The organism is Pedobacter sp. Leaf216, from assembly GCF_001421515.1.
Classification (GTDB): domain Bacteria; phylum Bacteroidota; class Bacteroidia; order Sphingobacteriales; family Sphingobacteriaceae; genus Pedobacter.
The window spans coordinates 83,021-104,764 of the sequence record NZ_LMKM01000038.1; the positions used below are offsets into that span (position 1 = coordinate 83,021).

Here is a 21,744-nt window from a genome sequence, read left to right on the forward strand (position 1 = left end):
AGTGAGAGAATGACTGAGTTGTTGAATGTTCCAGAATCCTATCATTCAATAATTCAGATTCAATAATTATAAATTAAAAATGAACAAATTTCAGGGTACTGGTGTAGCATTGGTTACGCCTTTCAACAAAGATGGATCAGTTGATTACAATGGCTTAAAAAACCTGATCAATCACATGGTAGACGGAGGGATAGATTACCTCGTTTCTTTAGGTACAACCGGCGAAACCGCCACAATGACCAAAGACGAGAAGAAGAAGGTGTGGGCCTATACTGCTGAAATTAACAATAACAGATTACCTTTGGTTGCCGGAATCGGTGGCAATAATACTTTGGCGGTTGCCGAAGATATCAAATCATTCGATGGAGCTGGTTACAGTGCCATTTTATCGGTTAGCCCTTATTATAATAAACCTACGCAGGAAGGAATTTATCAGCACTACAAATATCTGGCTGAAATTTCTCCTTTAGATTTGATTTTATATAACGTACCTGGCCGTACAGGCAGTAACATGAGTCCGGAGACCACGTGCAGGCTGGCACATGATTTCAAAAACATCATTGCTACAAAAGAAGCTTCGGGTAGTTTTGATCAGTTTAACCAGATTATGAGAGATAAGCCTCAGGATTTTCTTTTAATCTCTGGCGACGATCCGATTACTTTACCAATGGTTGCTTTAGGTGCATCAGGGCTGATATCGGTGATCGGTAACGCATTACCGAAACAACTGTCCGATATGGTTAAACAGTGTTTAGCCGGCGATTTCAAAAGTGCAGTTCCGGCGCATTTAAGTTTAATCGAGTTTACGCGTTTGGCCTTTGCAGAAGGTAACCCGGCCGGTATTAAAGCAGCATTAAAACATTTGGGAATTTGTGGAGACACAGTAAGATTGCCATTGGTTAAAGCTTCGTCATCATTGGAGAAATCGATTATCGCAGAAATGGAAAAACTGAGTGTAGTGGCTTAAATCACTTCATATATTTAAATTCTTCGAACAGATTGTTTGATTTTGCTGAAAAGCGAATGATGGCAATCTGTTTTTTTTGTGTAAATAAAAAATTACGGAAATAAAAATACTGATAATCAGTAGATTATAGATCACCTCTAAAATCCCTAATCTTTACAATTTTTAGGAATATTAAAGGCATCATTATTGAATTGGCATTCATACACACAAATAAACACACATATGAAAAAATTATTGTTAATCGGCCTGGCATTGGTTATGCTGAGCTGTAGGGCCTTTGTTGGCTTCGAACCTACTTTTACGATGGGGATGTCGGAATCTGATTTTAAAAAGAAAAACAAGCCCGAATTGGTGGCTGCTAATGAAGATGGAACCAGAATTTACAGCACTTATCATGCCTCTACTGATTTCAAATTTTTCTTCTTCCGCAATGAAAAACTTGTACGGTTCGAAAAAGGGAAAAATGCAGATGATTATCAGCTATTGAGATACTAGCAAAAAGGGGCTTCCAATACATTTCGAAGCCCTTTTTTTTATCATGCAATCAATTTATTTCTTCTTTCAACCAACAGGTTATCCTGCCATACGCCATTGGCCTTACCTATTTTCTCTCTATAGCCTACGACCCTAAAGCCAGCTTTCTCATAAATTTTCAATAGCGCAGAATTCTGCAGGAATATTCCTGCCTGGAGCATCCACATTCCGTTTTTTTCACTTTCATTCACTAATGCACCCAATAATAATGAACCGATCCCCCGGCCTTTGTAACCTTGCTTAACATATACCTCGATTTCTCCCACTCCATCCATATCATAATTGGCAGACACAGGCAAAAGTGCGCTCCAACCTACAATTTGCTCATCCTGATAAGCTACAAACCTGCATTTTTTAAGGTGCGATGAATCCCAGTCCTTCCACGAAATTTCCGGTATTCTAAAGCTTGCTGTTCCTGTATCGATTCCTTCCTGATAGATTGCCCTTACCGCTTCCCAATCTGCTGAACGCATCATTTTTATATCTTCAATCAATTCAACCATTTGAGCGCGTTTTAAATCACAGTTATGTTTAACATCTTAAATTAACTAAACATACCTTATATAAGATGGAATCAGAAAATAAATTTGTCCTGTATTATAAATCAATACAATTATACGATCTAAAACATCTTTCTGATGTTGTTTCGTAACAAAAACGTTAAGGTAACGTTTTAACAGACCGAAGCTTTTTCGCATATTCCAGCGGACTCATTCCGACAATTTTTTTAAAAGAATTATAAAAGGCACTACGGGAAGAAAAGCCTGCACTGTAGGCAAGAGCCTCAAGTGTAAAACTCTGTATAATGTCTTGATTCCGGAGACTATCTTTGATCCAATTCACACGCTGCTGATTGATGTAATCAATAAAACTTTGGTTAAAATAACAGTTTAAAACTGTGGAGAGTTTATGGCTGCTTAACCCCAGGTCTTCAGCGAGCGTATTCAGCCTGATCCCCTTATTTCTGAAAGATTGATTGTTGACCACATAGTTTTCGAACTGCTTACCGTATTTTTCAAGCTCAAGGCTCTGCTTTTTCGGGACAGCATAGTTCTTTTTTATGGCTGATAATGTCGAGGGTTTAATGTTAAGCAATGACGCTACTATTTCGGCAGGAAGCCGGTCTAGATAGTTTGGATTGGTTTGCGCGAAATATAAATACCTTTCTTTAGCATTCCCCACCCTGATAATGTGCGCCCGCTGCTGAGCATCTTTATAGTATTTCTCCAATACTACCCTGAAAATGTAATTAAGTTCGAAGTGATGTTTAAAAAGACGGTTGAGTTCGCCGTTGTGCATGGCCAATAGTTCGGAATCTTCCACAGCTACAGCATATTCCTGAGAGTGCGCCGATCCGTGCAGGCCGGATATGGAACTTACAAAATCATTTTCTACAGAGATATAAGTGGTAATTTTTTGCTTGTTATGGGTAGTGCAGCCCATCAATGCACCTTTTACAATGTAGTACATGTATTGGCATACCTCATTCTCTTTAAAAAGAATCTGATCTTTTTTGATTTTCAGCTTTAAAAGATGTTTTTTAAATTCTCCGGCCAATTCATTGTCAATCGGATGCACCGTATTCATAACATTGAGCACGTGCTCAATATCCTGGCTGTCTGCATTAATGTATTCCAGATTTTCCAACACGTTGCACCTTTTAATCTTGTAAACCTTAACTAATCTTTGATCAGTCGAAAAATGTCAACAGCAGATTTATCGTATAAATGCTGTAACAGTAGAAGCTAGCAAATTTACGTAATGAATGGTAATTTGTGCTATATATTTTACGTATTACAATTTGTGAAACAGTAATTATAACCGCAAAAAAAGCCCCAGAAATATCCTGAGGCTCCGTATTGTTAATATCTTTATTGTTTAAGCTTTGTTTTTAGTTTCCTGAACTTCTAAACGGATGGCCTGAGCTAAATTTTTCAAATCCTGCATACCTTTACGTATACGGGTTCCAGCTGCGCTGTTACCTTTGTTATAAAATTTGTCTGCATCAGCTTCCAAAGCTGTCACTAAACTTTTTACTTCTTCGAATTTTTTCATTTTTAATTACTCCTATGGTTCTTTAAGGTTTTAGTTTTTTAATTATCTACTCTAATTTAAAGTGTTTGAGGAAATAAAAAAATTTTTAAGGGAATAAAAAGCTACCTGCTAAATCGTTTTTTTCCACAATTGATGTACTTATAAACATACTTTAACTGAAAAAACATACATAACAGACTGAAATAAAGCATTATACCAAAAAAACGTAAATAAAAAAGCCCTTTAAACTGATTTAAAGGGCTTTGTAAAATTTTAATTGATCTTAAACGGTTGCGAAAAGATTCTCTTTATAATAGCCGTTTCCCAATTTTTCTGCTACTTCACTAAAAGCATCCAACGTACGTTGAACATCTTCCAAAGTATGGACAGCTGTAGGAATTAAACGCAATTCGATCATTCCTTTGGGAATTACAGGATAAACCACGATTGAACAGAAAATACTATAATTTTCACGCAGATCGTAAGTAATTGCTGTGGCATCAGAAAGTTCTCCTTTTAAGAAAACCGGTGTTACTACAGAATCTGTTACCCCTAAATCGAAACCACGTTCGCGAAGGCCTTTTTGCAAGGTCATCGCAATTTCCCAAAGTTTATCTTTTAACTCAGGTTGGCTTTTCAGCAGTTCCAAACGTTTTAATAAACCGATTACCATTGGCATAGGTAATGCTTTGGCGAAGGTTTGAGAACGCATGTTATACCTTAAGAAATTGGTAATTTGTTCGGTTGATGCTACAAATGCACCAATACCTGCCATAGATTTTGCAAAGGTTCCGAAATAAACATCAATTCCTTCAATGCAATCCTGAGCTTCGTGTGTACCTGCACCAGTTTTACCCATTGTACCGAAACCGTGGGCATCATCAACCAAAATACGGAAATTGAAATCTTTTTTAAGCTCAACAATCTCTTTTAGTTTACCTTGTGCACCGCTCATGCCGAAAACACCTTCGGTAATTAATAAAATGCCTCCGCCGGTTTCTTCTACCAGTTTGGTTGCACGCTCTAACTGTTTGCGGGCACTTTCTATATCGTTATGTTTGTAAACAAAGCGTTTACCCATATGCAAACGTAATCCATCCACAATACAGGCATGAGATTCTGCATCATAGACCACTACATCGTTTCTATCAACCAAAGTATCGATAATTGATACCATGCCCTGATAGCCATAGTTTAATAAAAATGCATCAGGTTTACCTACAAATTCTGCAAGTTCCTGTTCCAACTGCTCGTGATAATTGGAGTTACCGCTCATCATACGGGCACCCATTGGGTAGGCCATACCGAAACGTGCAGCAGCTTCTTCGTCTGCTTTTCTAACTTCCGGGTGATTGGCTAAACCTAAATAGTTGTTTAAACTCCAAACCAAATGCTCTTTTCCACGAAACTGCATGTGAGGTGCAATTTCTCCCTCTAATTTTGGAAATGAGAAATACCCATGAGACCATTTCTGGTGTTGCCCAAGTGGCCCCATGTGCTTTGCTATCTTATCAAATATATCCAATGTAATATGTGTTTTTTATAATAAAAATTTTGCGAATTTAAGCTTTATTCGTCTTAAAATCAACCTATTCGTCTACAGGTGTTAATTATGGCTTTTAACGTGCTAATTTTATGCCAAAAAAGCCCCGATTTGGTATCGGGGCTTTAAAATTATATTTGGTTTACTTTAGTCAACATTATCGTGCAGGAAAGAATTGTTCGGTCTGATTTCTGTACCGCCGTCCTGATCGTTGCTTAAAGTAAAGCGGCTAACCTGGGATTCAGAAGAATGCTGAACTTGTTGCAACTGCATTTGTTTACGTTTGTAAGCCGGCTCGTTCTCCAGTTCCTGTAAACCATTGGTAGTACGCAATTTCATGCTTAAATCCTTTAGACGCAAAATACGTTCTTTGGATTTTTTCAATTGCTCTTCCATTGATTCATCGCTTTTGTCATCATCCAAACCAGCAACCGGCATTTCGATTTCTGGCTCAGGCTCTGGCATTGGCGGCATTTGAGCGGCAGGTGTTTCGAAAACAAAATTCGTTTCAGCTAATTTCACTTCAAATTCAAATCCTGTTTCCGGTGCCTGTTCTACCTGAGGCTCTTCCTCCATCAAGGTATGGCGAACCACGTTGTTATCTGGCTCCTGAACTTTTTGCGGTTCAGATTTATTGAACATACCACCAAAAAGATCTGCCTGAGAAACTTCTTCTTTTGTTTTTAAAACAGGCTCGTAAGACGGTACTGCTTTAGGTTGAATAAAAGAGTTTACTGGTTCAACGGGACGAACTAGCGGCGCTTCCTCTGGTGTTAAAAGTGATATTTTCTTTTTATTTTTTTCTTCGTGTACGCGCTCTTCTGATGTTTGGAAACCTGTAGCGATAATGGTTACTGATAATTTATCGCTTAACGATTCATCTGTACAGTTACCCCAGATCAGATCAGCAGATAAACCTGCCTTTTCCTGAATGTAATCTGTAATGATTGATACTTCATCCATGGTTACTTCACGTAAACCCGAACTGATATTCAATAAAATATAACGTGCGCCTTCAATTTCGTTATCTTTCAATAACGGTGAAGCCAAAGCACCTTCTACGGCCTGCAATGCACGATCTTCGCCCTCAGCGGCAAAGCTACCCATTATTGCAACGCCGCTATCTTTCATTACGGTACGCACATCTTTAAAATCCACGTTGATATAACCTGGTACTGTTATGATCTCTGCAATACCTTTTGCAGCAGTAGTTAAAATATCATCTGCCTGACCGAATGCTGAACCAAGGGTTAGGTTTCCGAATATTTCACGCAGGCGATCATTGGAGATTACCAGGTAAGAATCTACATATTTTTTTAACTCCTCCATACCTTCGTCGGCCTGCAGCTTACGCCTCTTCCCTTCGAAAGAAAATGGGGTTGTAATAATGGCAACAGTTAAAATATCAAGCTCTTTAGCGGCTTTCGCAATGATGGGAGAAGCACCTGTTCCGGTTCCACCACCCATACCTGCTGTAATAAAGAGCATTTTGGTTGTGCTGCCTAACATTGCTTTAATATCATCTATATTTTCTATAGCTGAGTTTTTACCAACCTCAGGAATAGAACCTGCACCCATTCCTTCGGTTAAACTCGCACCCAATTGTACCTTGTTGGGTATCGGGCTAGATTCCAAAGCTTGGGCATCTGTATTACAAATAATAAAATCCACACCAGTAATACCAGAAAGGTACATATGGTTCACTGCGTTGCCGCCACCGCCTCCAACACCAATTACCTTGATGATTGAAGACTTATCTTTTAACATTTCGAACTGCATATCTTTATGAATCAGTTGTTTAATAATTCTTAAATTCTGTTCATTACTCAATGTAATATTAACACTTTTTCAACAGACGTTTTCCACAACTGTTGATAATGTGGAAAACTCTTCTTTTGTGGAAAAATAGTTAGCTTTTCAAGTAATCCTCATCACTTACATTCATATCATCCTGAATGAAAGTTCTTGTCTTTGCAAGTAATTTATCGAACAAACCTGGTCCGCGTTTTTCTTTTTCTTTAGCTGTTTTTGGTTTTTCTACAAAAACGCCTGGTTGTTTCATTTCTTCAATCAGCTCTTCAGCTTTTTGAATTCCTTTAATCAATAAGCCAACACTGGTTGCGTACATCGGACTTTTAAGATCATCGTAAATGGTTTTAGGCATATCTTCGTATTTAGATAAATGCTCATTGGGATAACCGATACGGCAATCTAAACCGGTTACATATTCTACCGCCTGAGATAAGTGTTTCAATAAAGCACCACCACCGGTAATTACAATACCACCGATCAGTTTTTTCTCATAGCCCGATGATTTGATTTCGTAATACACATGCTCAATAATTTCTTCCATACGGGCCTGGATTACATAGGCAAGGTTTTTAACTGAAATCTCTTTCGGTTCGCGGCCACGAAGACCTGGAACGCAAATGATTTCGTTTTCTTTATTCTCCTCAGCAAGTGCAGAACCGAAACGCGTTTTCAATAACTCTGCCTGGTTGCGCATCACTGAACAACCTTCTCTGATATCTTCGGTAACACTGTTGCCACCAAAAGGAATTACTGCTGTATGTCGGATAATGCCTTCGTGGAAAATGGCAATATCTGTAGTACCACCACCAATATCAACCAATGCAATACCAGCTTCTTTTTCTTCCTCGCTCAACACCGATTCGGAAGAAGCCAATGGCTCAAGTATTAAATCCTGAGTTTGTAAACCTGCATTGTTTACACATTTGATGATATTTTTTACTGCGGTAACCTGACCGGAGATGATATGAAAGTTGGCTTCAAGGCGTACTCCTGCCATACCAATCGGATCTTTGATTCCCGGCTCGTTATCGATGGTAAATTCCTGTGGCAATACATGGATGATTTCCTCACCCGGTGGCATTACCAGTTTAAACATATCATCAATCAACTTATCGATATCTTTTTTGCCGATTTCGTTGTTTAATTCTCTTCTTGTTAAAATTCCTCTGTGCTGTAAGCTTTTGATGTGCTGACCAGCAATACCCACATTTACCACCTGTATTTCTACATTGGATTGTCCGCTTGCTACTTCAACTGCTTGAGCAATACCCTGCACGGTTTTTTGAATGTTAGAAACCACTCCACGTGTTACCCCCGCTGATTCTGCCTTGCCTATTCCTAAGATTTCTATCTTACCGTGTTGTGTTCTACGACCAACGATAACACAAATTTTTGTAGTACCGATATCCAATCCTACTACAATGGGCGACTGACTGGTAAATTTTGCCTTGTCCATATTCGTTAATTTTGCTGAGTTTTATACTGTTTTTCCAGGGCTTTGATCTCTTTCTCTCTTGCTTCCTTCTCTTTTTTCAATTGAGCCTGGGATTTTGCCGTCTTTGGCTGTGTTGCTACCGTTTGCTTCGGTTTTTCTTTTTTATCCGCAGGCTTTGTTTCCTTTGGTTTGGTTGCTGGTGTTGTTGCAGGTTTTTTTATTTCTGTTTTAACTGCTACAGTTTTTTTAGGCTCTACCTTTTTAGGTTCGGCTTTTTTTGGTTCTACTTTTTTGACTTCTACTTTTTTTGGCGCAGCCTTTGGTGCCTCAACCTTTTTTGGTTCTTCTTTTACTGCCGGATCTGCTTCGGGCCTGTCGTCCATAGCAGCAACTATTGTGCTATTGATTAATGAATCGGCAACACTTCGCTGTATCCTCAAACTATCAGCGGCAGAAAATGTTTTTGCTTTTTTTGCTAAAGCTGAAGAATCTCTTTTTTCGCAGACAATCTGGTTGGTGTATTTAATATTTATGGTTTTATAAGTATCCCAACCTACCTGCGGCATTGCTTTTTTATAAAACAGCAACAGGTTTTTCATTTTCTTTTCGAGCGAATCGGCATTACCCAAAACAATACGTTGGTTACCCACTCTTGGAATGAGTTCTATATCGCTTTTCTGATCTACCACAATCTGTTCTATCTGTGCATCCCAAAGGGTATCTTTTTTAATGTATTGTGCCGTTTTATATAAATCCCTTGCAAGCTGAGTGTGTAGAGTATCTACTCTACTGCCAAAAACTTCGGCAATGTTTCCTGTTGCTACGAGCACATTCGCAGTGAAATTTGATGAAATGGGCATTTTTAATCCATCATTATCAATGTAAAAATCCTGTCCGTTATCATTTAGGATACGCAGAATGGGCTGCCTTTGCTTTACTTCAATATGCAGTACGCCATCCATATCGACATAAACTTTTGCGAAACCGATGTAAGGGTTTGACTGAAGTTTCTTCTCAATTTTATGAATATTGATATTTTCGAGATTCCGGCCTAAAAGTATCCCTTGATCTTCTTTTAAAATGGCATCTATTTCTTCGCGCTCTATAAAGTTATCGGCACCGGGAATTAAGATTTTAACATCAGTGCATTTAACGGTCTGCTTCTTAACGTTGATGAAACTTAAAAGCACCACCACTCCTGCCAGGCTGATCAGCCAGGCAAAGCCGGTAAAAATTGCGCTCCAGTTTATCCGTTTAAGCATTATTCAATATATTTTTAAGTGGCTCAATAATCGTATCGATATCTCCGGCACCAACAGTTAAAATTAATTCAGGTTTTGTCTCCTTAACATGCTGAACCACAAAATCTTTTCCACATATTTTTTTTTCCGAAAGGGTAATCTTATCCAACAAAAACTGCGAATTAATACCTTCCAGCGGCAATTCCCTGGCAGGATAAATCTCCAAAAGCATCAGTTCATCAGCTGTGCTTAAAACTTTTGCGAATTCATCGGCAAAATCCCTAGTCCGCGTAAAGAGGTGCGGCTGAAAAATGACAGTCAGTTTCTTACCAGGATATAAAGTTCTAACCGCGTTGAAACAGGCCTTTAATTCTTCAGGGTGATGTGCATAATCATCAATATAAATCTGATTACCATTGTTAACAACGTACTCAAATCGGCGTTTAACACCCTTAAAATTTGCTATAGCCTGCTTTATTTTATCAGCATCTATCCCCAGCTGCAAAGCAATGGCAATGGCAACTGTTGTGTTTTCTACATTGTGCTTACCTGGAAGCATTAAACTGATATCGTTTATCTGATGTGAGCCATCAGCATAATCAAAAACAAATTTAGATCCTTCCACTCTCAGGTTCTCAGACCTTGCTGTGGCCGTTGAACTTGCCGCGTAACTTATACTGTTTTCAAGTGGCAAGCCTTCGTGGGCATATAGCGTACCTTCTGCCTTAAGTTGACCTGCAAATAACCTGAACGATTCTTCGAGATGGCTTTTATCACCATAAATATCCAAATGATCGGCATCCATTGAGGTTACCACAGCTACATCAGGGTGAAGCGTCAGGAAGGATCGGTCGTACTCATCGGCTTCCACTACCACCAAATTATTATCTCCAAAAAGCACATTGCTGTTGTAGTTACTGGTGATGCCCCCAAGAAAAGCTGTGCAATCGTAGCCGGTATCCTTTAAAATATGGGCAACGATTGATGAGGTTGTTGTTTTGCCATGTGTACCCGCAATAGCAATACATAACATCCCTTTACTGATGATGCCCAGCACTTCTGAGCGTTTTTTAAGTGTGAAGGATTTATCTATAAAATGATTTAAAATTTTTGAATCTTTCGGAATGGCAGGAGTGTAAACAATCAGTGTTTCTTCATGATTATCCAGAAATGCAGCTGGCAGTGAATCGGTTTCATCAAGATAGGTAATCACAATACCCTCACCTTCCAAATTCTCAGTTAGCTTAGTCCTGGTTTTATCGTAACCACACACCACCTGACCTCGTTTAGCAAAATAACGGGCAATAGCACTCATGCCGATACCACCGATACCTACAAAGAAAACCCTATTTATTTTACTTAATTCCATTTTTTTTAAGCTAAAAGTAAAAAGACCAAAGCTTAAAGCTGCCTTTCTACCGTTTTAAGCTGAAAGTTGAAAGACTAAAGCTTAAAGCTTCCTTTCTATACTCCAGTTATGTTATTTATTTTTATTCTTTATCTATTTTTGCCTTCAGACTTTGGTCTTTTTACTTTAGTCTTTCCGCTTTATTAATTTCAACACTTCGCCGGCAATAATCTCGTCTGCTTTTGGAAGTGCCATTTTTCCTATATTTTCAACAAGCTTTGCGCTTTGTTCTTTATTATTTAACAATGATAATGCTTCTTTAACAAGCGTATCTTCTGCAGAACGGTCGTTAATTAAGATCGCAGCTCCATTTTTGACTAAGGCCATCGCGTTTTTGGTTTGATGATCTTCTGCCACATTTGGAGAAGGAACCAGAATTACCGGCTTTTTAATCAAGCAAAGTTCTGCTATCGTTCCTGCCCCTGCCCTGCTGATAATTACATCTGCAGCGGCATAAGCCAGGTCCATTTTATTTAAAAATTCAAGTATCCTCACATTGGGATGGTATTCCAGGCCCAATCTTTCAATTATTCCCTTATAGTAATATTTACCCGTCTGCCAGATGACCTGTACATCCTGCGCTAAAATTTCGGGCAGGTGTTTTTCTATTGCCTTGTTCAGTGTGCCAGCGCCCAAACTTCCTCCTGTAACCATAATGGTCTTTTTTAACGGATCGAGCTTTAAAAGTTCTGCGCCCTGGTAGTGTTTACCTTTAATATCAATTACTTCCTGACGGACTGGATTTCCTGTTTTTAAAATCCGGTCAGCTGGAAAAAACTGATCCATATGATCAAAAGCCACACATATTTTAGAAGCTTTTCTACCCAGCCATTTATTGGTAACCCCTGCGTAAGAATTCTGTTCCTGAATGAGGTATGGAATTCCTTTTAGAGAGGCAGCATACAATAATGGCCCTGACGCATAACCACCTACTCCCACAACTGCATCTGGTTTAAAGTCACTGATGATCTGCATGGCCCTGCGCACACTTCCGATCACCTTGAACGGTAGCGCTAGGTTTTTAACAATTGAACCACGCTGCATTCCACTGATATTCAAACCTATTATTTTATATCCGGCCGCCGGAACTTTTTCCATCTCCATACGGCCTGTAGCACCCACAAACAAAATTTCACAGGCCGGCACCAAGCGCTTAAGCGCATTGGCTATGGCTACGGCGGGAAAAATGTGCCCGCCGGTGCCACCACCTGATATGATAATTTTTGGGGAATTATTCATTTTAATCCTTTTATATCTTCCACCCGCTTTTAAGAAGGCTGAGTTTTTGTTTACGCTATTGCCGGGATTTCTCCGACGATAACTTTATTTTTTACTTTTTCTTTTTCTTCTTTTATTGATGCGCTTGCATTCTCTTCAACATCGCGGCTTACGCTTAAAATAATACCGAAGGCAACGCTGGTAAAAATCATTGATGTACCACCCATGCTTACCAATGGAAGCGGAACCCCTGTTACAGGCCCCAAACCAACTGCTACGGCCATATTGGCAAAAGCCTGTATCGTTAAACTAAAACTTAGTCCGGCAGCCAATAGCGCGCCGAAGGCCTTGGGCGCCCGGGTTACGATCTTGATACATCGGTATAAAAGCACCAGGTAAAGCACCATAATTACAATTCCTCCCAGGGTTCCCCATTCTTCAATAATAATGGCGAAAATAAAATCGGAATAAGGGTGTGGCAGGAAGTTGCGCTGCGTACTATTACCTGGTCCTTTACCAAAAACACCACCAGTGGCCAGGGCAATTTTTGCCTGGTCGGCCTGGAAAGTTTTATCTGAATGCTGCATCTCCGGATGCATAAAGGTATTGATACGTGACATGTAAGTTTTTCTCCGCGGTCCCAAAAAGAACACGAACAGCAACAGGACGAATCCACCTGCACAAACAATGGCAATCTGTTTAATACTGATCCTACCTATGATCAACAGCAATATACTCACACCAAAAAGCATTAAAGCTGTAGATAGGTTGGCGAGTGCAATTAAAACAAACACCACGCAAACCGAACCCATAATCGGTATAAATGACTCTTTAACATTTTTAATGTTTTCCTGCTTTTTAGTGAGCATACGTGCTAAAAAGGTAATCAATGCCAGTTTTGCCAAATCGGAAGTCTGGAAAGTAAGTCCGATCACCGGTATTTTTACCCACCTGGAAGCATCGTTCAAATTGGTACCGAATATTAGCGTGTAAAACAGCAGCGGAATAGTCACAATCATCAGCACTTTGGAAATTCCGGCATAATATCGGTAATCAAGTAAGTGTGCGATATAAATCATCCCGATACCCATCAGCACAAAAATCAAATGCTTGGTGAGCAAAAGTTTTTCTACCGCCTCACCTTTTTTATATGCCAAGGTACCTGTCGCACTGTACACTGCCATTACCGATATAAGCGAAAGCAGGATGATGATCAACCAGATCCATCTATCGCCTTTTGTTTTATTAAGTAGTGCTTGGAACATATATTCAGCCTCCTTTTATAATTCTCTAACTGCCGCCTTAAACTGATTGCCGCGGTCCTCGTAATTTTTAAACAGATCGAAACTTGCACATGCAGGAGAAAGCAGTACCGCATCTCCACGCTTGGCCAGATGGAAAGCAATCTGCGCGGCCTCATCTGCTGAAAAAGTGTTTACAATTACCTCAACATCATCTTCGAATGCATCATGGATGCGCTTATTGTCTTTACCTAGACAAACAATGGCTTTCACCTTACTTTTTACAAGGTCTTTAAGCATATTATAATCGTTCCCTTTATCTACACCGCCCATGATGAGTACCACATCGCTTGTCATGCTCTCCAAAGCATACCATGTGGAGTTTACGTTTGTGGCCTTGCTGTCGTTTATGAAATCAATGCCTGAAATTTTGGCCACATGCTCTAACCTATGCTCAATATTTTTGAAATTGCCCATGCTTTCGCGAATGGTCTCATTTCTCAACTCTAAAACTTTAGCTACAATGCCTGACGCCATAGAATTGTAAATGTTGTGCTTGCCTTGTAGGGCTAAATCTGAAATCGTCATGGTTAGTGGGTTATTAGGTTCTGTAAGGATATGGATAGTAGTTTCTTCTAAATACGCGCCCAGTTCAACTTTTTTTACAATTGAAAAAGGATAGGTTTTGGCCGATGGCCTGGCAATTGCCATGGCCTTCAGGCTCTCTTGGTCATCTGCGCAGTAAATAAAAATATCATCTGCGGTCTGGTTTTGAACAATGCGCATTTTTGATGCCGCATAATTCTCCAGCTTGTATTCGTACCGGTCTAAATGATCGGGTGTAATGTTTAATAAAACAGCGATATCTGCCTTAAATTCGAACATGTCATCAAGCATAAAGCTCGAAATCTCAAGTACATAATATTCATAATCTTCTGTAGCTACCTGAGCAGCAAAACTCTGGCCGATGTTACCGGCCAGGCCTACGTTTAAACCTGCATTTTTAAGAATGTGATAGGTTAATAAGCTGGTGGTCGATTTACCGTTTGAACCCGTAATGCAGATGGTTTTAGCAGCAGTATATCTTTTGGCAAATTCTATTTCGGATACAACAGGAATTCCTTTTGCAACCAGTTTTTTAATAATTGGCGCTGTAGGTGGAATGCCAGGACTTTTGATCACTTCATCAGCATTTAAAATCAGTGCTTCGGTATGCTGCTCAGATTCGAATGTGATAACAAGTTTTTCTAAAGCCGCTTTATATTTATCGGCAATGATTCCGAAATCGGACACAAAAACATCAAAACCTTTGGCCTGAGCCAGTTTTGCTGCACCAACCCCACTTTCGCCGGCCCCCAAAATTACCACACGGCGCTGCCCGGTCATCGCTGACTTAGTATTGCTTGATGTGATATTATTTGTGCTCATTATTTTTAATTTATTTTTTACGCTATATTTTCGGCTATCTTAGTTTCAATGTTACAATGGTCATAATTGCAAGCATAATCCCGATAATCCAGAACCGTGTTACAATTTTGGCCTCATGGTATCCTTTTTTCTGGTAATGGTGGTGTAATGGTGACATTAGAAAAATCCTTCGCCCTTCGCCAAACTTCTTTTTGGTATACTTAAAATACGATACCTGCATAATTACCGAAACGAGTTCTACCAGAAATATTCCGCATAAAATCGGGATTATCAATTCTTTGCGGATCATAATAGCAAATGAAGCGATGATCCCGCCAATGGCCAAACTTCCGGTATCGCCCATAAAAATCTGTGCAGGATATGAATTGTACCAGAGGAAACCAACACAAGACCCTACAAATGCACCTGCAAAAATCATCAGCTCTGCGGAGTTGGGTATGTACATGATGTTGAGGTAATCGGCCATAATGGTATTACCAGATACATAAGCCAAAATACCAAGCGTAATCCCGATCACCGCAGATGTACCTGTAGCCAAACCATCGATACCATCGGTGATATTTGCACCGTTTGATACGGCGGTAATAATAAATACCGTTACGATAAGAAAGATGAAAAAGGCATATTTTTGATAATCGCCACCCAAAAACTTAAGCACCTTTGCATAATCGAACTCATTGTTCTTATAAAAAGGCATGTTGGTTTTGGTTGATTTTACATCCTGCGTATAATAAAAAGTTTCACCCTTCTGCCGTAACACCATCGGTGCGGAGGAAGTATTTTTTACATCATCCTGCACGGTTTCTCTTACCACAATATTTGGGTGAAAATACATCGTACAGCCTACAATCAGGCCCAAACCTACCTGGCCAACCACTTTAAAACGGCCTGCTAAACCTTCTTTGTTCTTTTTGAAAACTTTAATGTAATCATCCAGGAAACCAACAGCACCCATCCATACTGTGGTGATGATCATTAAAATCACATATATATTGGAAATATTGGCAAATAGTAATGTTGGAATAAGGATGCCCAGCAGAATAATAATACCACCCATTGTAGGTGTGCCTTGCTTTTGCATTTGCCCCTCTAAACCTAAATTTCTTACAATTTCACCAACTTGTTTTTTATGCAGATAATCAATCAATCTACGGCCGTAAACAGTGGTAATTACCAATGATAAAATAATGGAAATAGATGCGCGGAAGGTGATGTACTGAAACAACCTTAAACCAGGTATATCGTAATGCTTATGCAGGTATTCGAATAATAAATATAACATTAGCTGATTGGTTTTAATTGTTCAAGTAAAATTTCCTTATCATCGAAATGGTTCCTTACCCCATTAATTTCCTGGTATTTCTCGTGTCCTTTGCCGGCAATTAAAATAATGTCACCTGGTTTTGCCAAATGGCAGGCCGTTTTTATTGCTTCTTTTCTATCTAAAATGGAGAGGGTTTTGCGTTTGTTCGTTGGTGAAACGCCTTCTTCCATTTCATTAATAATCGTTTGCGGATCTTCGGTACGTGGATTATCAGAGGTAAGAATTACTTTATCGCTCCAATCGCAAGCCACCTGAGCCATTATCGGGCGTTTGGTTTTATCCCTGTCTCCGCCACACCCAATTACCGTAATTACCTGTTCAGTGCCTTTTCGGATGTTGGCAATAGTGCTCAAAACATTCTGAACAGCATCAGGAGTATGCGCATAATCTACAATACCTATAATTTTATCTGCTGAGGTGATATAATCAAATCTTCCTTCGGCACCTGATAAACGGCTTAACAATGTCAATACCTTTAGCTTGTCCTGTTCCAGTAAAACTGCTGTTCCATAAACTGCCAAAAGGTTATAGGCGTTAAAAGAACCCACCAGTTTGAAGTATACGTCTTCGTTATCAATATCCAAATGCAATCCGCTGAACTGGTTTTCGATAATTTTCGCTTTAAAATCTGCCAGTTGTTTAAGTGCATAGGTTTTTTTATACGCTTTTGTGTTCTGCAACATCACCATACCATTTTTATCATCGATATTGGTGAGTGCGAAGGCAGATTTAGGCAAACCATCAAAAAATGCCTTTTTAGCTTTTAAATAGGCATCAAAGGTTTTATGGAAATCCAAATGATCATGCGTCAGATTCGAAAATACGCCGCCTGCAAAAGTCAGCCCTTCAATTCTGTGTTGAGAAACCGCATGCGAACTTACTTCCATAAAACAATAATCGCAGCCTGCATCAACCATTTCTCTTAAAAGCTGGTTTAAGGCAATTGGATTTGGTGTAGTATGTGTAGCGGCAACAACAGTATCATTGATGTAATTTTCTACCGTTGATAAAAGGCCTGTTTTATAACCTAAATCCTTAAACAGTTTGAAAAGAATTGTTGCAATAGTTGTTTTGCCATTTGTTCCGGTTATACCGATCAGCTTTAAATCAGCAGATGGATTTCCAAAATAATTTCCGGCCATGATACCCAAAGCCACCGCAGTATTTTCTACTTTAATATAGGTAATTGTAAAATCATGACCCTCTGGTAAATTTTCGCAAACAATCACTGCCGCGCCCTGTGCAATGGTCTGTTCGATGAACAGGTGCCCATCGACTGCAGTGCCTACTATCGCAAAAAAAACATCATCCTTACCTACTTTACGCGAATCGAAATTAAGCGCATTGATTTCCCTATCGGTTTTTCCAACCAATTCTTTAATCGTTATGCCGTAAAGTAAATCCTGTAATTGCATTTTTTATTCCTTTATTAGCTTGTAGTAATTATCGGGTACTAAACCTTTAAACTTTACTACCTTCTGCCTTAATTCAACTCTATTTGTACGCCCAAACCTTTACCCACCTTTGTTCCGGCAATTATGGATTGACTGATTACTTTTCCAGAACCCAGAACTTTGGTTTTTAATCCTGCATTGCCCAGAAGGTATAACGCATCTTTAAGTCCCATGCCGGCTACGTTTGGCATTACTCCTTTACGCTCGTTGTTCTCCTGAAAAATTGTACCTGCACTGGTATCTATAATATTGTAATACTCAGATTTCGAAGCAAAAAGCGGTTTAAAACCAAATGCCTTATACACTTTCTGAGTGGCTTTACTTTGCCCTGCTTTTGTAGGCGGATTACCTGTATTGCCTACCAAACGGGTTGGCATATCGTTATACATCTGCATATCGCTTGCGTAAATGCGGTCGGCAATTTCTCTAAAAACCGGACCGGACACCGTAGCACCATAATAAGCCCCTTTTGGATCGTTGATTACCACGATCAAAGAATATTTAGGCTTATTTGCAGGAAAATAGCCCACAAAAGATGCCTGATATTGTTTATTGGCTTTATATCCTTTGTTTGCATCAGCTACCTGCGCAGTTCCGGTTTTACCAGCAATTGGATATAAGGGATTGTAAACCACCTGCTTTCCACTTCCTTCAGTTACCACTCCTTCAAGCATTTTTTTGATTTTGCTTAAAGTAACATCTGAACAGATTTTATCATTGATCACCCTGGCTTTAAACTGTTCAATTGGGTTACCCAGTCTTCTGATCTCTTTTACAAAAATTGGCGCTACCATTTTTCCGTTATTTGCAACCGCGTTGTACATGGTAAGCATCTTTAATGGTGTTAACTGCATTTCATAACCATAAGCCATTTGCGGCAGGGTCATGTTTTTATTCCAGCTTCTGTTGGTTTTAGGATTTTTTACCACCGGCATTGCCTCTCCAGGAATCTGTAAATCCATTTTCTGGTTCAAATGCCAATCATACAGGTGATCGGTAAATTTTATCGGATCGTTGCCATAATGCATATTGATCAGCTTTGCAATTGCAGCATTTGAAGAAGTTTCAAAGGCTTTTTTCGCCGTAACGGTTTCAATTTTCGGGTGAGAATCTGTAATCAGCTTTCCAGGGATCTGGTAGTAACCCGTTCCGATCATCGTATTGGTATCGATAAGCTTATCTTCTAAAAGTGCCATGTAAGAGGCAAGTTTAAAAGTTGATCCAGGATCCTGGTTACCGGCAATAGCATAATTAAACTTCTCTTTATATACGCCTTCTTCCACTTTAGAGAAATTGGCTACCGCGCGGATCTCTCCGGTTGCCACTTCCATCAATATTACCGTGCCATGATCGGCCTGTGATTTGATCAGCTGTTTTTCCAATGCACTCTGTGCCAGATCCTGCATGTTCACATCAATGGTCGAAATAATATCTGCCCCATCTTTTGGTGCCACCTCGGCCTCTTCGTTCACCGGAATATAAACACCCCCGGCAATACGCTGCATTAATCTCTTTCCGGTTTCACCGTTAATGTATTCTTTATACGCACCTTCTAAACCTACACCGTTTTTAACATTTTCGTTTTTGTAACCGATGGTACGGGCGGCCAAAGCCTGAAAAGGAAGAATCCGTTTGTTCTGTTGAACCGCGATTAAACCACCACTGAACTTACCGATGTTATATAAAGGAAAACTCCTGATGGTTTTAAGATCAGCATAGCCCACTTTACGGTGGATCAATAAATAACGGGCACTATCCTGACGGCCTTTACGCAGATAACGGGCATATTCTTTAGCTGTTTTATCCTGGAATAGCTGCGAAAGTTTAAAACCCAGCGAGTCTACTTTTTCGTTGAATACTTTATCCTCAGCAATACCACCAGCAAACATATCCATACGAAGTTCATATTCCGGTATAGAGGTAGCCAATAAACTCCCGTCGTTAGAATAAATATTCCCACGGGTGGCCTCTACGTTCACATAGCGTGTAGAAAGGCTATCGGCCATTGCCTTCCATTTTTTTCCTTGCACAAACTGCACCTGACCGAGGCGTAAAAACACCGCGAAAGCAAAAAGCACAATTAAGCCAAATGCCAGATATACACGAAGCAAGATGTTTGCTCTAATATTCATCGCTTTTAACAATTATTTTTTTTGGTGGTTCAATCAGTTCTTTTATTCCAAGGGTATCTACCTTTTTGGCAACCTCTGTCAATTTGCTTTTAAACATCAGGTCGGCCTTTAGCGATTTATACTCCCATCTTAATTCTTTTACTTCTTTATTTAATTTATCAATACGGCGAACATTGTTTACCGCAAAGTGGCTGTTGGCAATGTAAACCATGCCTAATAGGGCCAAAAAACACAAATAAGGCAAAGCATCAGTTGCCGCCTCCTTACTTACCAATCCATCATTAAAAAGCTTGCTGATAAAGGAATTACTATCCATTTTTTCTTCAGCAGTTTTTGGCCTTTTGGGCGCCGCCTTTAGCTCCGGTTCAGGCCCTATCTCCTCTTCTTCTATCTCTTCCCTGAACCTGTTCATATCTTTTCGGCAATTCTTAGTTTCGCACTACGTGCCCTGTTGTTTTGGGCAATTTCCTCATCAGTGGCAATAATCGCTTTGCGTGTAATTACATTAAAGGGCTTTTGTTGATTTCCGAAGAAGTCTTTTTCTACCTCGCCCTGAAATTTGCCTTTTGCCATAAAGTTTTTTACCGGTCTATCTTCCAACGAGTGGTAAGACATCACCACCAAATGACCTCCGGGCTTTAAAACATCGGCAGCCTGCAGTAAAAAATCTTCAAGCACCTGAATTTCAGCATTCACTTCTATACGCAAGGCCTGAAAAACCTGCGCTAAATATTTATTTTCTTTTCCTTTTGGGATGTAACCGGCAATAGCAGTTTTTAAACTATTGATATCGGTAAATGGCTGCTCCAAACGTGCGGTAACAATGGCACGCGCTAAAGACTTTGCATTTTTCACCTCTCCATAAATTCCGAAAATTTTATGCAGCTTATCTTCAGTATAGGTATTTAGAATTTCGGCAGCGGTTAAATTGCGGTGCTGATCCATACGCATATCCAGATCGGCATTATGGCGGATGGAAAAACCACGCTGTGGCACATCAAACTGATGAGAGGAAACGCCAAGATCGGCAAGAATTCCATCAACTTGTTTGAAACCTTTTAAACGGAGGTTATTTTTAAGAAAACCAAAGTTCTGATCGATAAAAATGAAACGTTCATCAGCAGGGATATTCGCCTGTGCATCAGGATCCTGATCAAAAGCAATTAACCGGCCTTTCGGGCCTAAATGTTTCAAAATCTCTCTGGAGTGCCCGCCACCACCAAAGGTAACATCAACATACACGCCTTCAGGGTCAATATTTAAACCATCGATACAAGGCTGCAACATTACCGGCACGTGGTAATTATTCTCCATCTGCGCCTCCCTTCTTATCGCCCATTACTTTTTGGGCCAGGTTTGCAAAATTTGCAGGTACATCATCAAAAATATCTTCGTAAGATTTTTTGTCCCACACTTCTATACGGTCCAGCTGACAAGCCAAAACAAGATCACTTCCGATGCCTGCGTATTCTACCAATGATTTCGGCAAAAGCACACGACCGGCAGCATCAAGGGAAAGTTCGGTTGCGCCGCGGGTAAATGCCCTTACAAATGCACGGTTTTCCTGATCGTAGATATTAAGTTTGGCAAGATCGGCCACAACCGCATCCCAAACATTTTTAGGATAGATAACCAGGTTTTTCTCAAAACCACGGTTAATAATGAGCCCATCATTCTCAGCATTAGGCAATTGTTTCTTAAGCGCAGCAGGTACCATAAGGCGGCCCTTTGCGTCAAGTTTACAATCGAATTCTCCTAAAAGTTGGGTCATAGTGGTATCTACACTTTTTATCTAGTGTAAAAGTAAATAGTTCTACCACTTTTTACCACTTTTTACCACAAAAAAGTTTTCCACATCCTTTTTGTTACATTTTGGGTGAGGTAAGATAGATAGAATATCCCATTCAGCATACATAGAAACACATTAATCACTGATAATTAACGGATTAAAAATATTTCGGATTAAAGTGTCA

At 39.7% G+C, this 21,744-nt stretch carries 19 protein-coding genes; 2 read left to right on the top strand and 17 right to left on the bottom strand.

Translation table 11 applies throughout. From position 1 onward, the window contains the following. The first annotated feature begins 79 nt into the window (after window positions 1–79). Complete coding sequence (dapA, locus tag ASE74_RS23875) at window positions 80–967, top strand: 4-hydroxy-tetrahydrodipicolinate synthase (RefSeq protein ID WP_055915183.1); 888 nt, start codon at window positions 80–82, stop codon at window positions 965–967. Between the two features lie 222 nt (window positions 968–1,189). Further along, entirely contained in the window at window positions 1,190–1,462 is a 273-nt protein-coding gene (locus ASE74_RS23880) for a hypothetical protein (RefSeq protein WP_055915186.1), read from the top strand. Between the two features lie 41 nt (window positions 1,463–1,503). Here the strand turns inward: ASE74_RS23880 and ASE74_RS23885 are convergent, their stop codons facing one another. The 17 genes from ASE74_RS23885 to mraZ form a co-directional block, all read right to left on the bottom strand. Then, entirely contained in the window at window positions 1,504–2,004 is a 501-nt protein-coding gene (locus ASE74_RS23885) for a GNAT family N-acetyltransferase (RefSeq protein ID WP_055915189.1), read from the bottom strand. A gap of 157 nt (window positions 2,005–2,161) precedes the next feature. Then, window positions 2,162–3,151: a helix-turn-helix domain-containing protein gene (locus tag ASE74_RS23890; protein ID WP_157255521.1), complete on the bottom strand. Its 990-nt coding sequence runs from the start codon at window positions 3,149–3,151 to the stop codon at window positions 2,162–2,164. A gap of 228 nt (window positions 3,152–3,379) precedes the next feature. Next, window positions 3,380–3,556 carry a hypothetical protein gene (locus ASE74_RS23895; RefSeq protein WP_055915195.1) on the bottom strand — a complete coding sequence of 59 codons (177 nt, stop codon included), beginning with the start codon at window positions 3,554–3,556 and terminating at the stop codon, window positions 3,380–3,382. Window positions 3,557–3,818: 262 nt separating this feature from the next. Further along, a complete protein-coding gene (locus tag ASE74_RS23900; protein WP_055915198.1) occupies window positions 3,819–5,060 on the bottom strand; it encodes an aminotransferase class I/II-fold pyridoxal phosphate-dependent enzyme in 1,242 nt (413 codons plus the stop codon). A gap of 165 nt (window positions 5,061–5,225) precedes the next feature. Then, window positions 5,226–6,857, bottom strand: a complete 1,632-nt coding sequence (gene ftsZ / locus ASE74_RS23905; RefSeq protein WP_055915201.1) for a cell division protein FtsZ — start codon at window positions 6,855–6,857, stop codon at window positions 5,226–5,228. Window positions 6,858–6,987: 130 nt separating this feature from the next. Continuing rightward, on the bottom strand, window positions 6,988–8,346 hold the full coding sequence (ftsA, locus tag ASE74_RS23910) for a cell division protein FtsA (protein WP_055915204.1): 1,359 nt from the start codon (window positions 8,344–8,346) through the stop codon (window positions 6,988–6,990). A gap of 5 nt (window positions 8,347–8,351) precedes the next feature. Beyond that, window positions 8,352–9,587: a hypothetical protein gene (locus ASE74_RS23915; protein WP_055915207.1), complete on the bottom strand. Its 1,236-nt coding sequence runs from the start codon at window positions 9,585–9,587 to the stop codon at window positions 8,352–8,354. Continuing rightward, window positions 9,580–10,935, bottom strand: a complete 1,356-nt coding sequence (gene murC / locus ASE74_RS23920; RefSeq protein ID WP_055915210.1) for a UDP-N-acetylmuramate--L-alanine ligase — start codon at window positions 10,933–10,935, stop codon at window positions 9,580–9,582. The genes ASE74_RS23915 and murC overlap by 8 nt, the downstream gene beginning before the upstream one ends. 165 nt (window positions 10,936–11,100) lie before the next feature. Next, a complete protein-coding gene (gene murG, locus ASE74_RS23925; protein WP_055915213.1) occupies window positions 11,101–12,213 on the bottom strand; it encodes an undecaprenyldiphospho-muramoylpentapeptide beta-N-acetylglucosaminyltransferase in 1,113 nt (370 codons plus the stop codon). Window positions 12,214–12,263: 50 nt separating this feature from the next. Next, window positions 12,264–13,457, bottom strand: coding sequence for an FtsW/RodA/SpoVE family cell cycle protein (locus ASE74_RS23930; RefSeq protein WP_055915216.1), 1,194 nt, complete (start codon window positions 13,455–13,457; stop codon window positions 12,264–12,266). Window positions 13,458–13,472: 15 nt separating this feature from the next. Beyond that, window positions 13,473–14,861, bottom strand: a complete 1,389-nt coding sequence (murD, locus tag ASE74_RS23935; RefSeq protein ID WP_082458914.1) for a UDP-N-acetylmuramoyl-L-alanine--D-glutamate ligase — start codon at window positions 14,859–14,861, stop codon at window positions 13,473–13,475. Between the two features lie 34 nt (window positions 14,862–14,895). After that, window positions 14,896–16,143 (bottom strand): phospho-N-acetylmuramoyl-pentapeptide-transferase, encoded by a 1,248-nt coding sequence (gene mraY, locus ASE74_RS23940; protein WP_055915223.1) that lies wholly within the window; start codon window positions 16,141–16,143, stop codon window positions 14,896–14,898. Continuing rightward, on the bottom strand, window positions 16,143–17,600 hold the full coding sequence (locus ASE74_RS23945; protein ID WP_055915227.1) for a UDP-N-acetylmuramoyl-L-alanyl-D-glutamate--2,6-diaminopimelate ligase: 1,458 nt from the start codon (window positions 17,598–17,600) through the stop codon (window positions 16,143–16,145). Before ASE74_RS23945 ends, mraY begins: the two co-directional genes overlap by 1 nt. Window positions 17,601–17,668: 68 nt before the next feature. Beyond that, window positions 17,669–19,771, bottom strand: a complete 2,103-nt coding sequence (locus ASE74_RS23950; protein ID WP_055915230.1) for a penicillin-binding protein — start codon at window positions 19,769–19,771, stop codon at window positions 17,669–17,671. Next, the gene (locus tag ASE74_RS23955) at window positions 19,761–20,183 is read right to left on the bottom strand and encodes an FtsL-like putative cell division protein (protein WP_025144488.1); all 423 of its coding nucleotides are present in this window, start codon (window positions 20,181–20,183) and stop codon (window positions 19,761–19,763) included. Before ASE74_RS23955 ends, ASE74_RS23950 begins: the two co-directional genes overlap by 11 nt. Continuing rightward, window positions 20,180–21,085, bottom strand: coding sequence for a 16S rRNA (cytosine(1402)-N(4))-methyltransferase RsmH (gene rsmH, locus ASE74_RS23960; protein WP_055915233.1), 906 nt, complete (start codon window positions 21,083–21,085; stop codon window positions 20,180–20,182). Before rsmH ends, ASE74_RS23955 begins: the two co-directional genes overlap by 4 nt. After that, a complete protein-coding gene (gene mraZ / locus ASE74_RS23965; RefSeq protein WP_055915237.1) occupies window positions 21,075–21,542 on the bottom strand; it encodes a division/cell wall cluster transcriptional repressor MraZ in 468 nt (155 codons plus the stop codon). Before mraZ ends, rsmH begins: the two co-directional genes overlap by 11 nt. Between the last annotated feature and the right edge of the window lie 202 nt (window positions 21,543–21,744).

Bases quoted from the DNA above. Each gene is read 5' to 3' on its own strand.
- dapA (WP_055915183.1), top strand. From the start codon at position 80: ATGAACAAATTTCAGGGTACTGGTGTAGCATTGGTTACGCCTTTCAAC.
- ASE74_RS23880 (WP_055915186.1), top strand. From the start codon at position 1,190: ATGAAAAAATTATTGTTAATCGGCCTGGCATTGGTTATGCTGAGCTGT.
- ASE74_RS23885 (WP_055915189.1), bottom strand. From the start codon at position 2,004: ATGGTTGAATTGATTGAAGATATAAAAATGATGCGTTCAGCAGATTGG.
- ASE74_RS23895 (WP_055915195.1), bottom strand. From the start codon at position 3,556: ATGAAAAAATTCGAAGAAGTAAAAAGTTTAGTGACAGCTTTGGAAGCT.
- ftsZ (WP_055915201.1), bottom strand. From the start codon at position 6,857: ATGCAGTTCGAAATGTTAAAAGATAAGTCTTCAATCATCAAGGTAATT.
- ftsA (WP_055915204.1), bottom strand. From the start codon at position 8,346: ATGGACAAGGCAAAATTTACCAGTCAGTCGCCCATTGTAGTAGGATTG.
- ASE74_RS23915 (WP_055915207.1), bottom strand. From the start codon at position 9,587: ATGCTTAAACGGATAAACTGGAGCGCAATTTTTACCGGCTTTGCCTGG.
- murC (WP_055915210.1), bottom strand. From the start codon at position 10,935: ATGGAATTAAGTAAAATAAATAGGGTTTTCTTTGTAGGTATCGGTGGT.
- murG (WP_055915213.1), bottom strand. From the start codon at position 12,213: ATGAATAATTCCCCAAAAATTATCATATCAGGTGGTGGCACCGGCGGG.
- ASE74_RS23930 (WP_055915216.1), bottom strand. From the start codon at position 13,457: ATGTTCCAAGCACTACTTAATAAAACAAAAGGCGATAGATGGATCTGG.
- murD (WP_082458914.1), bottom strand. From the start codon at position 14,861: ATGAGCACAAATAATATCACATCAAGCAATACTAAGTCAGCGATGACC.
- mraY (WP_055915223.1), bottom strand. From the start codon at position 16,143: ATGTTATATTTATTATTCGAATACCTGCATAAGCATTACGATATACCT.
- ASE74_RS23945 (WP_055915227.1), bottom strand. From the start codon at position 17,600: ATGCAATTACAGGATTTACTTTACGGCATAACGATTAAAGAATTGGTT.
- ASE74_RS23950 (WP_055915230.1), bottom strand. From the start codon at position 19,771: ATGAATATTAGAGCAAACATCTTGCTTCGTGTATATCTGGCATTTGGC.
- ASE74_RS23955 (WP_025144488.1), bottom strand. From the start codon at position 20,183: ATGAACAGGTTCAGGGAAGAGATAGAAGAAGAGGAGATAGGGCCTGAA.
- rsmH (WP_055915233.1), bottom strand. From the start codon at position 21,085: ATGGAGAATAATTACCACGTGCCGGTAATGTTGCAGCCTTGTATCGAT.
- mraZ (WP_055915237.1), bottom strand. From the start codon at position 21,542: ATGACCCAACTTTTAGGAGAATTCGATTGTAAACTTGACGCAAAGGGC.